The organism is Catenulispora pinistramenti (assembly GCF_018274385.1).
Lineage (GTDB): Bacteria > Actinomycetota > Actinomycetes > Streptomycetales > Catenulisporaceae > Catenulispora > Catenulispora pinistramenti.
Genome location: NZ_JAAFYZ010000021.1, coordinates 61,409 through 77,139, shown reverse-complemented (window position 1 = coordinate 77,139; position 15,731 = coordinate 61,409). Strand labels below are relative to the sequence as shown.

Sequence of the window (15,731 nt, the reverse complement as noted above, 5' to 3'; positions counted from 1 at the left end):
GCCCCCGCCCCCGCCGCCGATCGCGGTGACGGTCAGCTGGGTGACGCCGTCGGGCACCGTGAACGTGCCGTCCTGGGTGAAGGTCTGCGAGGTCTGCGCGAACGCCGGAGCCGCCGCCAGACACGCGCCGATCAGCGCGGCCGCACCCGCGGCCGCCGCCAGAGACCGGGTCCGGACCGGCTTCACGTCCTCGCGCACGATGGCTCCCAGGGGTCATGGTCTGCGTCATGATCGAGCACTGTCGGCGCCCACTTGACTACCGGAAGCCGGGTCCCGCCAAGTCCTGGTGCGCCATATGAGTGCATTGCGACGTTCCGGCGGACCGACGGCGTGTCGCACCCTCCTGAAGCGCACCAGAAGTGTACGGATAGCCGCTAATCGGCAACCAGCCGTCACATCCTCACCCCGGGCAGGAAATCTTGCGCCCTCTCCTCAAAGTCCGCGCCGCCCTGCTGGCGCTCGCGACGGCCGGGCTCGGGCTGCTGCCCGCACCGGCCCGCGCCGACACCTTCCCCGACCCGCCGACCGTGGTCCAGGTCGTCGCGCACGCCGACGACACGTTCCTGTTCTTCAACCCGGACCTGCGAAAGGTCTACAGCTTCCCGCTCGTGACGGTGTTCCTCACCGCGGGCGCGGCCACCACCCAAGTCGGGCCGGGCGAGCCCTTCGCCGACACCTGCCTGTACGGCGAGAGCCGCGACATGGGGGCCCGCGCCGGGGCCGCCGAGATCGCCGGCGTGGCCAATCCGACCTGGACCCGGACCCCGATCACCTTCGCCGGCAAGGTCGCCGAGGAGGACACCCTCGTCCAGGCACCGCAGGTGAAACTGGTCTTCTTCAAGCTGCACGACGCCGGGGACGCCAACTTCATCGGCGGTAAGAACAGCCAGACCACATTGCAGGACCTGTACCAGCGCGGCCAGATCACCGGCTGGCACCAGTCCACGATGGGCACGCTGGCCGCGGACGGCGGCTCGGACTGTGAGGCCCAGTACGCGAACCAGACCTACACGAAGGCGCAGCTGACCGCCTCGCTGACGGCGCTGTACGCGCACTACAACGCGACCGTCGTCTACGGCATGGACCCGCACCGGTTCGCCAGCGACCCCGGCAACACCGACCATCTCGGCGCCGGCGGTTTCACCCTGGACTCGGTGGCCGCCTACCACGGCCCGGGCAACGACGGCCACGTGCTGCTGCGTCCCTACCGGGACTACAACGTGAGCTTCGAGGAATCAGACCTCGACAGCGCCGACGCCACGCAGAAGAACAACGACTTCCTCGCCTATCTCGGCCCGAACCGCGGCGACATCCCCGGGGTGTACCACGGCCTCTACGACACCTCGCCGGACCCGAACGACACGTTCTATCCCCCGTTCTACAGCCGCCAGTACTCGCGATGGCCGAACGGCTCGGTGTGGACCAAGGTGGACGGGACCGGCAAGCTCAACGCCTTCGCCATCCTCAACAGCCAGATCGAGCAATGGACCGAGACCGCCCCTGGCGGCTCCTGGACCGGCCCCACGCCGATCCCCGGCAGCTCCGGGCTGACCCCGACGCTGGCGGTCACAGTGGACCCCACAGGGCTGCTGCGGGTGTTTACCACAAGACTGTCGGACTACGCGGTCGTGACGGACGTACAGACCGCGCCGGGGGTGTGGGGAGGCTGGACGTCGCTGGGCAACCCGAACAGCTCCAACCCGACGGAGGTCGGAGACCCGGCCGCGCTCACCGAGCAGAACGGCAACGTGACCGTCTTCGTCCGCAACCTCGGCACCGGGGTCAGTGCCAAGACCCTGAACCCGGGCAGCAGTTGGCCCAGCGCCTGGGCCGACCTCGGGGGCTTCCAGATCCGGGACGACCTGTCGGTGGGCCTGGACGGCTCCGGCGCCGGGGAGCTGTTCGCCCCGTCCGAAAACGGCATCCTGCACTGGAAGCAGAACGCCGCGCGGTTGTGGGCCGGGGACTCCTCGCCGCTGACCCCGGCGGCGATCGGCAAGACGCAGGTCTCCTCCGCCCTCAACGCCGACGGCCGGCAGGAGATCTTCTACGCCGACCCGGACAATCCGACGGTCGCGACGCAGTGGACCCAGAGCAACGGCAGCTGGACCACGACACCGGGGCTGCTCGGCGGCAGTCCGCCGATGCTGGAGAGCGTCGCGGCGGCGACCGGGGGCGACGGCCGCATCAGCATCGCGATCCGCAACTCCGGGGGCGGGGTCAGCATGGTGTCGCAGACCGGGCCGAACGTGGGGTTCTCCGGGACCTGGCCGGACCTGGGGAACGTGATCGTCGGCGCGCCGGCGATGGCGCTGGATTCCGACGGCCGACTGGTGGTGTTGGCGTTCGAGCTGGACGGGGCGCTGCACATCGACCGGCAGACCGCGGCCGGGACGGACAGCCCGTTCGGCGGCTGGCAGCTGGCCGGGGCCTGACGGCTTCACCGCGGCTGCTTTCCCGCGGCTGCTTTCGAGACGACGCGGCCCGCTTCCCGATACCGGGGAGCGGGCCGTCGGCTTTCGCCGCGCGCGACGTCAGTGCTGTTGCTACCTCAATGCTGTTGCTAACTCAGTGCTGCTGGTACGGGTCGTCCCGGAACTGCCGCACGTCGATCATCCCGGTGTCGAAGAACCCGGACGCCTCCGGGTGCTGCTGGTGCGACGGCTGCGCCTGCTGGGCGGCGTACGGGTCCTCGTGCTGCGGGTACTGCTGGTACTCGCCGGTGTGGTACTCCGGCTGACCGCCGTACTGCGCGCCGTAGGGCTGGACCGGATACGGGACCGACGCCGGGTCGTTGTAGTTCGCGGCGTAGCCGTTCTCCTGGTCGTAGCCGTAGCCGACCGCGACCTGCGCCGGCTGCTGCTGGTACTCCGGCTGCTGATACTCCTGCGGCGGGTAGTCCTGGGAGAAGTCGGGGCGCTGGAACACGCCGCTCATGTCGGCCGCGGCGAACTCGTGCGAGAGCTCCGGCTCCGGCAGGCCGTACTCACCGGTGTTGTACTCGCCCTGGCCGTAGGGGTCGGGCTGCTGCCCGTAAGCGTCCGGCTGCGGCTGGCCATACGCGTCGGGCTGTTGCTGCCCGTAGGCGTCCGGCTGTTGCTGGCCAAAGGCATCGGCCTGCTGCTGACCGTAGGCGTCGGCCTGGTAGACCGGGGCCTCCTGGTAGGAGGGCTGCTGCTCTTGCGGCTGGTAGGACGGCTCCTGCTGGTAGCCGTCTCTCTGGTTCTCGTAGCCCTCGTCGGTGTACTTCGGGTACTCGCCGGTGTTGTACTCGCCCCGGCCGCCCGCGTCGCGCTGGTAGCCGGTGGGCACCTCGTCGCGCTCGCTGAAGTCGTATTCCGGCCGGGTCGCGGCCTCGACCGCGTCCTGCTCGGCGATGTGCTCGCCCAGCTCGGACATCGGGTCCTTGCCGACCATCTTGGCCCGGCCGCGGCCCACGGCCTGCAGCGTCTTGGTCAGCACCACCTCGAAGTTCGCGAGCTTGTCGTCGACGTAGTTGTCGGCGTCCTCACGGATCCGGCGCGCGTCCTCCAGGGCGGCGCCGCGGATGCGCTCGGCCTCGCGGCCCATCTCGGTCCCGGAGAGCATGCTGCCCCGCTCGCGCCGGGCCGCCTCGATGTGGTCGGCGGCGTCCCTCCGGGCCTGGGCTATCACCTCTTCGCGTTCGGCCACCAGCCGCCGGGACTCGGCGAGTTCCTCGGACACCCCGGCGGCGAGCTCATGCAGGATCTCCAGGACCTCGGCGCGGTTGATCACGCACGAGGCGGACATCGGCACCGCCTTGGCGGTCTCGACGATCTGCACCAGGTCTCCGACCATCTGCTCCAGGCGGTCGCTTGTGGCCACTTCTCACTCGCTCCTCTAGCGGCCGCGGGGGCCGCCCCTTCTTGGCGACGGTCGGTCTTCGCAAGGGGTCCACCGCGGGCCCCTAGCGGCAAAGGCTACGCGGACTTCCTCTTACGTTCAGCCAGTCGCTCGGTAAGGGATGAAAGGACCAGGTCGGGGACCAGGCCGGAGACATCGCCACCGAGCGAGGCGACCTCCTTGAGCAACGAAGAGGACAGGTAGCTGTACAACGGGTTGGAGGCCACGAACAGCGTCTCGATCCCCGACAACCGGTGGTTCATATGGGACATCTGGAGTTCGTACTCGTAGTCGCTGACGGCCCGCAGCCCCTTCATGATCGCCCGGATCCCGTGCCGGGCGCAGAAGTCCACCAGCAGCCCTTCGAAGGGCTCGGCCCGCACGTTCCCGTAGTCGGCCGTCACCTGCTCCACCAGATCGATCCGCTCCTCGATGGTGAACAGCGACCCGACCTTCCCGGCGTTCACCCCGACCGCGACGACCACCTCGTCGAACAGCTGCGAGGCGCGGCCGATGATGTCCAGGTGGCCGTTGGTGATCGGGTCGAAGGACCCGGGACAGACCACACGGCGGATGAGGGGCTCGTCCATGGTTACTCCGGCGAGTCGAGGGGACCGGTCGTTGACGCGCCGCGAACGTACCAGACCGCGAAGTTCATGCGGGCCTCCCCGTAGCTCTTGGTCCGTGTCCCCTCATAGCCCACTGGCCAGGGGAAATCCGCGTCCCGCGAGGAACGCTCGAGCACCGCCACGGCGTCCGGCGCCAGCCAGCCGCCGTCGGCCAGTGCTGTGAGGATGGTCACGACCTCGGCGTCGGGTACCGCGTACGGCGGATCCAGGAGCACGAGGTCGAAAGGCGCCTCGGCCGGACGGTCCCCGGCGGCGGCGCGCTCGGCGCGGTCGGCGACGACCCGCGCCCCGGGCAGCCCGACGGTCGCGATGTTCTGCGCGATGAGCCGGGTGACCCGGCGGTCGGCCTCGACGAGCAGGACCTGGGCGGCGCCGCGTGACAGGGCTTCCAGACCGAGGGCGCCGGAGCCGGCGAAGAGGTCGAGGACTGACAATCCGGACAAGCCGCCGAATTCGGATTCGAGGGCGGAGAACAGGCTTTCGCGCGCCCGGTCGCCGGTCGGCCGGGTGCCGTCGCCGGGCGGGACGGCCAGGCGGCGGCCCCGGGCCCGGCCCGCGATGACGCGGGTCATGCGCGCCGGGCCAGACGCTCGGCGGAAAGCCGACAGCTTGCCGCGGCACCGGCCCGACCACGGTCAGACCGCGGCTCGGCGGAAAGCCGACAACCGGCTGCGGCACGGGCCGCGGCAGCCGGGTCGCCGCCGATACCGCGGCGCATTGATGCGAAGCCGATCATGTCTTGCCCAAGTATTCCGCGCGTTCGCCGTCCACCAAGACGGCAATTGTCCGGGCGAGCACCGGATATCCCTGCAGCGTCGGGTCCGCCTCCACCAGCGGTGTGGCCTCCTCCCGCGCGGCGCGGATCACGTCCTCGTCGTCGATCACGCTCAACAGCCGCAGGGAACTGCGGTAGCCGGACTGCGTGGCGCCGAGGACGTCGCCCTCCTTGCGGATCGCGAGGTCTATCTTCGACAGCTCGAAGCCGTCCAGCGTCGAGGCCACCGCGGCCAGGCGCTCGCGAGCCGGTGCCCCGTCCGGCGACTCGGTCACCAACAGGCACAGCCCGGCCCACTTCCCCCGTCCCACCCGGCCGCGCAGCTGGTGCAGTTGGGACACGCCGAAGCGGTCCGCGTCCATCACCACGATCACCGTCGCGTTCGGCACGTTCACCCCGACCTCGATCACCGTGGTCGCGACCAGCACGTCCAGTTCGTGCGCGGCATACGCGCGCATCACCGCGTCCTTGTCGTCCGGCGCCATCCGGCCGTGCAGCATCCCGACCCGCAGACCCTTGAGCGGGCCCTCGGCCAGCTTCGCCGCGACCTCCACCACCGCCAGCGGCGGCCGTAGCTGGCCGGGCTCGGAGACCAGTTCCGAGCCGTCGTCGGAGGCATCGGAGGCGTTGCCCGGCACGTCGTCGCCGATCCGCGGGCACACCACATAAGCCTGGTGCCCCGCGCCGACCTCCTCGCGGATCCGCTCCCACACCCGCGTGAAGTGCGACGGGTGCTCGTGCGCGGCCACCACGTGGGTGGCGATCGGCGAACGGCCGGCGGGCAGTTCGGACAGGATCGAGGTCTCCAGGTCGCCGAACACCGTCATGGCCACCGTGCGCGGGATCGGCGTCGCGGTCATGACCAGCACGTGCGGCGGGGTCTCGCCCTTGGCCCGCAGGGCGTCGCGCTGCTCGACGCCGAACCGGTGCTGCTCGTCGATCACCACCAGGCCGAGGTCCGCGAACTGGACGTGGTCCTGGATCACCGCGTGCGTGCCGATCACGATCCCGGCCGCGCCGGAGGCCGCGTCCAGCAGGTTGGTCCGGCGGTCCTTCGCGTTCTGCGATCCGGTGAGCAGCGCGACCTTCACCTGCTTGCGGGCCGGATCCAGACCGGCGTCGGGATCCGGCGAGAACAGGTCCGCCGGCACGTCCGCCGAGGCCCCCAGCATCTGCACGATCGACCGGTGGTGCTGCTGCGCCAGCACCTCGGTCGGGGCCAGCATCACCGCCTGGCCGCCGGCGTCCACCACGGCCAGCATGGCCCGCAGCGCGACCATCGTCTTGCCCGAGCCCACGTCGCCCTGCAACAGCCGGTGCATCGGGTGCTCGGAGGCCAGGTCCTGCTCGATCTCCTCGCCGACCTGGCGCTGCCCGGCGGTGAGGGTGAACGGCAGCGCGGCGTCGAAGGTGTCGAGCAGGCCGGCTGGGACCCGCCGGCGCGGCACGGCCGGCAGCGCTTTGAGCGCCTCGCGCCGCTGCGCCAGCACGACCTGCATCGGCAGCGCCTCGTCCCACTTCAGGCGCTTGCGGGCGACCGCGATCTGGGGCCAGTCGTCGGGGCGGTGGATCCGGCGGAACGCCTCGGTCAGCGGGACCAGGCCCTGCCGGGCCCGGACCGGCCGGGGCAGCGGGTCGTCCGCCAGATCGGCGTCGAGCTGGTCCAGGACCATCCCGACGCAACGCGCGATCATCCGTGGCGACAGGCCGCTGGTGGTGGGGTAGATCGGCAGCAGTTCGCCGGCCCAGCTGTCCACGTCGGTGTCCTCGGACTCCGCGTCCAGCTTCTCGAACTCGGGGTTGGTCAGCTGGATCCGGCCGTGGTACTCGCCGACCTTGCCGGCGAACATGCCGAGCATGCCGGGCTTGAGCGCGTTGGCCGCGCGCGGGTTGAAGAACGTGACCTCCACCGGCACGTCGGCGGCGTCCCGCACCTCGACGGTCAGCATCTGGCCGCGCCGGGCCGCCATCGGGCGCCGGCTGACCTTGGTGATCTGCGCGACGATCGTGGCCTCGGTGCCCGGTTCCAGCTCGGAGAGCTCGGTCAGCTGGCCGCGTTTGACGTACTTGCGCGGATAGTGGCGCAGCAGATCGCCGATCGTCTCCAGGTGGAGTTTGGTATGCAGCACCTTGGCGGTGCGGTCCCCTACCGCCTTGTGCAGGGGCTCGTCCAAACGGATGCCCATGGGCCGGGACCTCCCGGGATCACTCGACGCCGATCAGGAGCGGGTAGCCGGTCTGCCCGCCCTCGTACACCACCACGTCCACGACCGGGTGCCGTGTCCGCATCCGCTCGGTGACCGCCTCGGGCAGGCCCGGCTCCGTACTGTCACCGACCACCAAGGTCACCATCTCACCGCCCGCCGACAACATGCGCTCCAGGACGGCCTCGGCGGCGGCCGCCTGGCCGTCCTCGATCAGCGCGACGTCGTTCTCGACGTGCCCGAGCACCTGCCCGGGCCGGCACACCCCGGCCATCGTCCAGGCCTCGGTGGCCGCCACCTCGATGGCGCCGTAGCGGGTGGCCCCGGCGGCCGCGGTCATGGCCACCACGTCGGCGTCGAAGCGCCGGGCGGGCTCGTGCACGGCCAGCGCCGCTATCCCCTGCACGGTCACCTTGGCCGGGACCGCCGCGACCCGCATCGCCGGCTGCCCGGCGGACAGGCGCTCGGCCACGGCGGCGGCGACCGCGGTGGTCTCGGCGTCGTTCGGCAGCAGCACCACCTCGGCCGCGCGGGTGGCGGCCACGGCCCGCTCGAAGTCGGCGGCGCCCGGCGGCCGGCCGGGCTCGGTGCGCAGGACGTGCGCCCCGGCCGCCTCCAGCAGCCCGGCGATGCCCTCGCCGTACGCCACGGCCACGATCGCGCGGGTCGGCCGCAGGTTCGCGGTGGCGGAGACCGTGGGCGGCTCCGGGTGCGGTGCGGCGGTCTGTGAGGCCAAGTGGGTGATCTGGATGTCCCGCGGCCGGCCGGCGGCGATCCCGGCCTCCAGCGGGACGCCGGCGTCGTCGACGTGCACGTGGACCCGCCACAGACCGTCGCCGCCGACCACCACCAGGCTGTCCCCGCCGCCGCGCTCGCAGAACTCGTCGAGCCCGCGCCGCAGCTCGGCGACCGCGGCCTCGGTGGCCTCCAGCAGGTAGATGACCTCGAACTCGGGCTCGGCCCGGGCGGAGGTGGGCGCCGGCTCGACGCTGCGCGCCGAGGCCAGCCGGCGCTGCCGGAGGGCGCCGCGCGGGTCCAGGCCGCCGGTGTAGGCGGCCAGGGTGTCGAGCAGGACGACCAGGCCCAGGCCGCCGGCGTCGACCACCCCGGCGTCACGCAGGACCGCGAGCTGGTCGGGGGTGCGGGCCAGGGCCTCGCGGGCCCCGGCCGCCGCGGCCTGGGCGACGTAGGCCAGGGAGTGGTTCGCGGTGAGCGGCGCCGGAGCGGCGGTACCGGGCCCGGCGCCGCCGGTCACGGACGCGGCCGGCAGTGCGGTGGCGGTATCGGCGCCGGCCGGGCCCGAAAGACCCCGCGGCCCGGAATGAGCCCCGGCCCGCTGCCCGGTCAGCTCCCCGATCGCCAGCACCGCCGCGGAAGCCGCCTGCGCGGCGGCCTCGGCCACCGACAAGATCGTCCCCGCCGCCGGCCGCGCCACCGCCTCGAAGGCCGACTCGGCCCCGGCCGCGAGGCCCGCGGCCAGCGCGCCGCCGTCGACCACCGAACCGGTGTACCGGGCCGCCGCGGCGCCGCGCAGCAACTGGCTGAGGATCACCCCGGAGTTCCCGCGCGCGCCGAGCAGCGCGCCGTGCGCGAGCGCGTGCAGGGCCTCCGGGACCGAGGGCGCGGGGCCCGGAGCGGCCAGCCGGTCGTCCAGGGCCCGGCAGGCGGCCTCGAAGGTGAGGTACATGTTGGTGCCGGTGTCGGAGTCGGCGATGGGGAAGACGTTGAGCGCGTCGATCTCCTCGCGGTGCCGGCCCAGGACGGTCAGCGCGGCACCGGCCCAGCGCCGCAGCGCCCCGGCGTCGACGGGGGACGCGTCCGGGCGCGGCGGCACGGCCGCGCTCGCGGCGGATCCGGAGACGCTGGGGGGCATGGCGGCCAGGGTACCGCTGCGGCCTGTGGCAACCGGTGCACGCACCGCCCGGCGCTGTACGGACGGGGTATCCACACCGGATTGGCGTCGCAGCCTGCGCGTCGGGTACTCTGACCAGGTTGCCAGGACGGGCAGTGCCCCCTGGCTATCAGTACCTGCCCGCCGACGACGGCGGGGATTACGCAACGCACGCAGCCGCAGGAACATTTCAACCCACCGGCAGCGTCAACGACTCGGTAGAGGTGAATCGAAGTGGCTGCCAACTGCGAAGTGTGCGGCAAGGGGCCGGGCTTCGGCCACAGCATCTCGCACTCGCACCGTCGCACCAAGCGGCGCTGGAACCCGAACATCCAGACCGTTCGCGCGGTCGTGAACGGGACCCCCAAGCGCGTCAACGCCTGCACCTCCTGCATCAAGGCGGGTAAGGTCGCGCGCTAAGCGTGTGCTGAGTGCTGAGCTTGTCAAAAGGCAAAGCGGTAGTAAAAAACCGCACGCTCTAGGACTTATCGAACCGCAGGTCAGCCCCACCCGGGCTGGCCTGCGGTTCCTCGTGTTCGGCAAACGGTAAGCCTGTCGACCCGCGACTTGTGTCAGTGCCGCATGTCACGATGGAGTGCATGACCCATCTCACGGTGGAAGGTGCCCTGGACTACATCTCGGGCATCTGCTTCAAAACCGGCCCGCCGAACCGGGTCGGTGTGGAACTGGAATGGTTCCCCCGAGACGCCCGCCATCCGGAGCACCTGCCGGAGCGGGAACGCCTTATGCGAGCCTTCGCGGACGCGTCCGACGCGCCCTTGTCCGGCTCCCTCACGATGGAACCCGGCGGCCAGTGGGAACTCAGTTCCTCCCCCGCCGACTCGGTCCGCGAGCTGATCGCCACCACGGACCGGGATCTGGAACTCCTACGGCGATCGGCTGCGGAGGCAGGCTTAGAGCTCGTCGGCACAGGCCGCGAGCACGGCCACCCCCCGAGTCGCGTCGTCGACCATCCCCGGTACGTCGCGATGGAGCGGTACTTCGATCGCGACAACGACTCCGGCCGCGTCATGATGTGCTCCACGGCCTCGATCCAGGTGAACGTGGACGCCGGCACCGAGCACGACGGCCCGGAGGGTTTCCGCCGCCGCTGGCGGCTGGCGTACGACCTGTCCCCGATCCTCACCTTCGCCTTCTGCCGGAGCGACCGGCCGGCGGTGTGGGCCGCGCTGGACCCCGGGCGCACCGTCGCCCCACCTCTGGACTCCCCCGATCCGCGCCTGGCGTACGCGCAGTACGCGCTGGACGCGAACCTGTTGTGCGTCCAGCGGTCCGACGGCGCCCCCTGGACCGCACCGCCGGGGCTCACCTTCCGCGAGTGGATCAAGACTGGCGCGCTGGAGCCCTCCGAGCTCCGCGCCCCGACCCTGGACGACCTCGCCTACCACCTGACCACCCTCTTCCCGCCGGTCCGGCCGCGCGGGCACCTGGAGCTGCGGGTGCTCGACGCGCTGCCCGGCGATCTGTGGCGAGTACCGACAGCACTCGTCACAGCCCTGTTCCACGACGCCCGGGCCGCCGAAGACACCCGGGCCGCCCTCGAACTCACCCCGATCCGGAAAGCCGCCGCGGCCTGCTTCGACGCCGCCCTGTCCGCCCTGGCGCGGATGGAGGCGTCGCCGTCGCTCATAGCCGAGGTCGCGCGCTACGCCGAGGAGGACCTCCCATGACAGTGCCCATAGACGACACGAGTTCAACAGCCGGCTCCGCCGGCCTGACCGAGCGGATCGCCCGCAGCCTGGAGCGCGCCCGGACCCGCACCCAGGGCCTGACCGGCCCGGTCGACGACCCCGATCTGATCCGCCAGCACTCCCCGCTGATGTCGCCCCTGGTCTGGGACCTGGCGCACATCGGCAACCAGGAGGAGCTGTGGCTGCTGCGCAACCTCGGCGGCCGCGAACCCATGCATCCGGAGATCGATCCGCTGTACGACGCGTTCGAGCATCCGCGGGCCGAGCGCCCGACCCTGCCGCTGCTCCCCCCGGACGAAGCCCGGCGCTACGTCCACGAAGTCCGCGGCCGGGTGATGGACCTGCTGGAGCAGCCCCGCTGGGGAGATGAGGAGCTCAGCCAGGGCGGCTTCGCCTTCGGCATGATCGCCCAGCACGAGCAGCAGCACGACGAGACGATGCTGATCACCCACCAACTGCGAGTCGGCGAGCCGGTCCTGCACCGGCCGGCCCCGCCCGCGCCGCCGGCCGACGTGCTCGCGCTGCCGGCGGAGGTCTTCGTCCCCGGCGGCCCGTTCACCATGGGCACCTCGGCCGAGGCCTGGGCCCTGGACAACGAACGGCCGGCCCACGAAGTGGACGTCGCAGGGTTCTGGCTCGACACGACTCCGGTCACCAACGGCGAGTACCTGGAGTTCATCGCCGACGGCGGCTACGACGACCCGCGCTGGTGGTCCCAAGCCGGGTGGGAACACCGGCAGAGCGCCGGTCTGATCGCACCCCTTTATTGGACCCGCGAGGCAGAGCAGTGGCTGCGCCGGCGCTTCGGCGTGGTCGAGCCGGTGCCGACCGCGGAGCCGGTCGTCCACGTCAGTTACTACGAAGCCGAGGCCTACGCCGCTTGGCAGGGCCGAAGGCTGCCGACCGAGGCCGAGTGGGAGAAGGCGGCTCGGTACGACCCGATCAGCGGCCGGTCGCGGCGGTATCCGTGGGGTGACGACGATCCCCTGCCCCAGCACGCGAATCTCGGCCAGGCGCACCTCCAGCCCGCGGCGGCCGGTTCCTATCCGGAGGGTGAGGCACCCTCCGGAGCGCGGCAGCTGATCGGCGACGTGTGGGAGTGGGTGTCCTCGGACTTCCTGCCCTATCCCGGCTTCGTCGCGTGGCCGTACCGGGAGTACTCGGAGGTCTTCTTCGGCCCGGACTACAAGGTGCTGCGCGGCGGATCGTTCGCCGTCGACCCGGTGGCCTGCCGGGGCACGTTCCGGAACTGGGACTACCCGATCCGGCGGCAGATCTTCTCCGGGTTCCGGACCGCACGGGACGGGGTGCTCTGATGTGCCGACATCTGGCCTACCTCGGGCCGCGGAAATCCTTGCGGGAGTTGCTGATCGACCCGCCGCACTCCCTGTACCGGCAGAGCTGGGAACCCCGGCGGCAGAGACACGGAGTGGTGAACGCCGACGGCTTCGGCGTCGGCTGGTTCGCCGAGCCGGACCCGGTGCCGGCGCGGTACCGGCAGGCCGGTCCGATCTGGGCGGATCCTTCGTTCCCTGATATCGCGCGGGTGACGCGCAGCGGCGCGGTGCTGGCCGCGGTGCGCGACGCCACGACCGGCTCGGCCACCGGCGCCGAGGCGGCGGCACCGTACTCCGGCTCCGGTTGGCTGTTCAGCCACAACGGATCGATCGGCGGCTATCCGGGCTCGGTGGCGAAGCTCGCCGAGTCCGTGCCGGCGGCCGACTTGCTGGCGCTGGAGTCCCGGACGGATTCGGCATTCCTCTGGGCCCTGATTCAAGCCCGGGTCCGCGAGGGCGCCGTGATGGCCGAGGCGGTCGCCTCGGTGATCGCCGACGTCGCGGCGGTCGCCGACGCCCGGCTGAACCTGCTGCTGATGAATGACACGACGATCGTCGCCTCGGTCTTCGGCGACACCCTCAGTGCCCTGATCGGCGACGGCTTCGTAGCCGTCGGCTCGGAGCCGTACGACGACGCGCCCGGCTGGGCCGACGTCGCTGAGGGGGTCCATACCTGGCGTACAGAAGGCCGACCGGAACCTGTGGAGGGACGATGAGCGGCATAGAGATCGAGCGGCACCTGCCGGCGGACTTCTTCGCGGCGGCACTGCGGGACGACGTCCTCAAAGGCCTGACAGCGGAACCGAAGTGGCTGCCGCCCAAGTGGTTCTACGACGCGCGCGGCAGCGAGCTCTTCGAGGAGATCACCCGGCTGCCGGAGTACTACCCGACGCGCGCCGAGCGGGAGATCCTCACCGCCCGCGCACCGGAGATAGCGACGGTGACGCACGCCGAGACGCTGGCGGAGCTCGGGGCGGGCTCGTCGGCCAAGACGACGCTGCTCCTGGACGCCCTCCGGGACGTCGGCACCCTGCGCCGCTACGACCCGATCGACGTCAGCGAGGCGGCGCTGCTGGCCTCCGGCGAGCAACTCCAACAGCGCTATCCGGAGCTGACGATCCACGGGGTCGTCACCGACTTCGAGGAGCGGCTGGCGATCCCGGAGTCGGCGGGCCCGCGCCTGGTCGCGTTCCTCGGCGGCACGATCGGCAACCTGCTGCCCGAGGAACGCTCGGTGTTCCTGTCCCGGGTCCGCGCCGGACTGCGGCCGGGCGAGTGGCTGCTGCTCGGCACCGATCTGGTGAAGGACCCGGAGACCCTGGTCGCGGCGTACGACGACGCGGCGGGCGTGACGGCGCTGTTCAACAAGAACGTGCTGGCCGTCGTCGACCGCGAACTCGACGCCGACTTCGACCCGGACGACTTCGACCACGTCGCGGTGTGGGACCCGGAGACGGAGTGGATCGAGATGCGCCTGCGGGCCCGCAGGGATGTGTCGGTCCGGCTGAAGGAGCTCGATCTGGGGGTGTCGTTCGAGCGCGGCGAGGAGCTGCGGACCGAGATCTCGGCGAAGTTCCGCCGGGAGGGCGTGGCCCGGGAGCTCGGGGCCGCGGGGTTCGCGGTGCGGCGGTGGTGGACTGACGAGCTGGGGAGGTTCGGGCTTTCGTTGGCTGAGGCGGTCTGAGATCGGGCCGTTCGAGACCGTCTGAAGTCATCTGAGGTCGTCCGGAGGGATGAGTAGGCAGTTCCCGTCCCTCCGGACGGCTCCAAGCTAGACCGCCGCGCTTGCGTTGCGATTGCGCCGGGAGACGAAAGGCGCGAAACGCTTACCGCTACCGCTACCGCCAGCGCCAGCCGTGGTCCACCGGACCGATGCCCGCGCCCAGCGGGAAGCCGGCCGCGATACCGCCGGTGACGTACTCCTTGGCGGCAGCCACCGCTGTCGGGACGTCATCCCCGATCGCCAGCCGGGAGGCGATGGCGCTGGCGAGCGTGCAGCCGGTGCCGTGGGTGTGGCGGTTGTCGTGGCGGGGCGCGCGGAACCAGTGCTCGGCGCCGTCCGGGCCGACCAGCAGGTCCACCGATTCCGGGCTGTCGCTCAGATGCCCGCCCTTCACCAGCACCCAGCGCGGCCCGAAGTCGGCGAGCGCCCGCGCGGCCTGGACCATCTGGCCCTCGGCCTCGACCTCCAGGCCGGTGATCAGGCGCACCTCGTCCAGGTTCGGCGTGACCACGGTGGCGCGCGGCAGCAGTTCGGTGCGCAGCGCGTCGAGCGCCTCGGGGGCCAGCAGCGCGTCGCCGTGCTTCGAGACGCTGACCGGGTCGACCACCACCGGCACCGGGAGCGCCGGGTCGAGGGTGCCGATCAGCCGGGCCACCGTCGAGGTCAGCTCGGGCGAGGCGAGCATGCCGGTCTTGATCGCGTCCACGCCGATGTCGTCCACGACCGAGCGGAACTGGCGCTCCACCGCCTCGATCGGCAGCGCCCAGAAATCCTGCACCCCGACCGAGTTCTGCGCGGTGACGGCGGTCAGCACGGACATGCCGTGCACACCGTGCGCCAGCATCGTCTTCAGGTCGGCCTGGATGCCCGCGCCGCCCCCGGAGTCGCTTCCGGCGATGGTGAGGACGCGGGGCGGGGCGGTGGCTGCGGACATGGTGATCAGCATACGAGCCGTGGCCGGCGGTATAGGAAGCCAGAGCGGTCAGGCTCGGAGATCGAGCATGGAGAAGACCTTGTCGTAACGGCGATCTCCCACCGCGACGAAGTCCGGGAGGCGGCCGTACTCGCGGAAGCCGAGCGTGCGGTAGAGATGAAGCGCGTTCTCGTTGTCGCCGCGGGCGTCCAGGGTCAGTACCTCGATGCCGGCCTCGCGGGCACTGTCGACCAGCGCGGAGGCCAACAGACGGCCGACTCCCATGCCCTGCGTTTCGGAGGCGACGGCGAGCTTCTCCAGATCGGCATGAGGACGATGTGTAGGCCGCTCGTAGCGCAGCCAATAGCCGAGGCCCGCCAACCGATCGCCGGAGTAGGCCAGCCGCAGGGCGCCGTCCCCAGCGCGCGCCGCCGCAGCCACCTTCGCCAGCAAGGCGCCGATCTCAGCCCTCGAAGGCGGATCCACCCAACCGAGCGCCGCGCCGCCGGCCACCAGCTCGGCGAAAAGACCCTGCGCGGCATCGGCGACATCAGCCGCGACCTCGCCCGCGGCACCATCGCGGATCACCACATCGGTCGCCACATCGGTCATGATCGCCAGCTTGCCGGACCCGAACCCGCGAGGCCAATGGAAGTGGTGGCCAGTGCCGGCACTGGCACCGG

13 protein-coding genes and 1 pseudogene are annotated in these 15,731 nt (G+C 71.5%); 6 read left to right on the top strand and 8 right to left on the bottom strand.

Annotated elements, in window-relative coordinates:
* Positions 1–198: pseudogene (locus KGQ19_RS53395) on the bottom strand (hypothetical protein); the annotation flags it as partial.
* Positions 199–419: 221 nt separating this feature from the next.
* Between KGQ19_RS53395 and KGQ19_RS09175 the strand changes: the two are divergent.
* Positions 420–2,435 (top strand): DUF8189 domain-containing protein, encoded by a 2,016-nt coding sequence (locus KGQ19_RS09175; RefSeq protein WP_212008641.1) that lies wholly within the window; start codon positions 420–422, stop codon positions 2,433–2,435.
* Between the two features lie 133 nt (positions 2,436–2,568).
* Here KGQ19_RS09175 and KGQ19_RS09170 read toward each other — a convergent pair whose 3' ends face one another.
* The 5 genes from KGQ19_RS09170 to KGQ19_RS09150 all read right to left on the bottom strand — a co-directional run bounded on the left by KGQ19_RS09170 (position 2,569) and on the right by KGQ19_RS09150 (position 9,345).
* A complete protein-coding gene (locus KGQ19_RS09170; protein WP_212008640.1) occupies positions 2,569–3,846 on the bottom strand; it encodes a hypothetical protein in 1,278 nt (425 codons plus the stop codon).
* Positions 3,847–3,941: 95 nt separating this feature from the next.
* Positions 3,942–4,439, bottom strand: coding sequence for a pantetheine-phosphate adenylyltransferase (coaD, locus tag KGQ19_RS09165; RefSeq protein WP_368862076.1), 498 nt, complete (start codon positions 4,437–4,439; stop codon positions 3,942–3,944).
* A gap of 17 nt (positions 4,440–4,456) precedes the next feature.
* Positions 4,457–5,065: a 16S rRNA (guanine(966)-N(2))-methyltransferase RsmD gene (gene rsmD, locus KGQ19_RS09160; protein ID WP_212008638.1), complete on the bottom strand. Its 609-nt coding sequence runs from the start codon at positions 5,063–5,065 to the stop codon at positions 4,457–4,459.
* 160 nt (positions 5,066–5,225) lie between these two features.
* A complete protein-coding gene (recG, locus tag KGQ19_RS09155) occupies positions 5,226–7,454 on the bottom strand; it encodes an ATP-dependent DNA helicase RecG (RefSeq protein WP_212008637.1) in 2,229 nt (742 codons plus the stop codon).
* Between the two features lie 19 nt (positions 7,455–7,473).
* Entirely contained in the window at positions 7,474–9,345 is a 1,872-nt protein-coding gene (locus KGQ19_RS09150) for a DAK2 domain-containing protein (RefSeq protein ID WP_212008636.1), read from the bottom strand.
* Positions 9,346–9,597: 252 nt separating this feature from the next.
* Between KGQ19_RS09150 and rpmB the strand changes: the two genes are divergently transcribed.
* The 5 genes from rpmB to egtD all read left to right on the top strand — a co-directional run bounded on the left by rpmB (position 9,598) and on the right by egtD (position 14,096).
* Complete coding sequence (gene rpmB, locus KGQ19_RS09145; protein ID WP_194895932.1) at positions 9,598–9,783, top strand: 50S ribosomal protein L28; 186 nt, start codon at positions 9,598–9,600, stop codon at positions 9,781–9,783.
* Between the two features lie 179 nt (positions 9,784–9,962).
* Positions 9,963–11,054 (top strand): glutamate-cysteine ligase family protein, encoded by a 1,092-nt coding sequence (locus KGQ19_RS09140; RefSeq protein ID WP_212008635.1) that lies wholly within the window; start codon positions 9,963–9,965, stop codon positions 11,052–11,054.
* Positions 11,051–12,391, top strand: coding sequence for an ergothioneine biosynthesis protein EgtB (gene egtB / locus KGQ19_RS09135; RefSeq protein WP_212008634.1), 1,341 nt, complete (start codon positions 11,051–11,053; stop codon positions 12,389–12,391). The genes KGQ19_RS09140 and egtB overlap by 4 nt, the downstream gene beginning before the upstream one ends.
* Positions 12,391–13,128 carry an ergothioneine biosynthesis protein EgtC gene (egtC, locus tag KGQ19_RS09130; protein WP_212008633.1) on the top strand — a complete coding sequence of 246 codons (738 nt, stop codon included), beginning with the start codon at positions 12,391–12,393 and terminating at the stop codon, positions 13,126–13,128. Before egtB ends, egtC begins: the two co-directional genes overlap by 1 nt.
* A complete protein-coding gene (gene egtD, locus KGQ19_RS09125) occupies positions 13,125–14,096 on the top strand; it encodes an L-histidine N(alpha)-methyltransferase (RefSeq protein ID WP_212008632.1) in 972 nt (323 codons plus the stop codon). The genes egtC and egtD overlap by 4 nt, the downstream gene beginning before the upstream one ends.
* Positions 14,097–14,250: 154 nt before the next feature.
* On the opposite strand, the gene thiD is transcribed toward egtD, so the two are convergent.
* Both thiD and KGQ19_RS09115 read right to left on the bottom strand, forming a co-directional pair.
* Positions 14,251–15,069 carry a bifunctional hydroxymethylpyrimidine kinase/phosphomethylpyrimidine kinase gene (thiD, locus tag KGQ19_RS09120; protein WP_230418382.1) on the bottom strand — a complete coding sequence of 273 codons (819 nt, stop codon included), beginning with the start codon at positions 15,067–15,069 and terminating at the stop codon, positions 14,251–14,253.
* Positions 15,070–15,117: 48 nt separating this feature from the next.
* Positions 15,118–15,660 (bottom strand): GNAT family N-acetyltransferase, encoded by a 543-nt coding sequence (locus KGQ19_RS09115; protein ID WP_212008630.1) that lies wholly within the window; start codon positions 15,658–15,660, stop codon positions 15,118–15,120.
* Between the last annotated feature and the right edge of the window lie 71 nt (positions 15,661–15,731).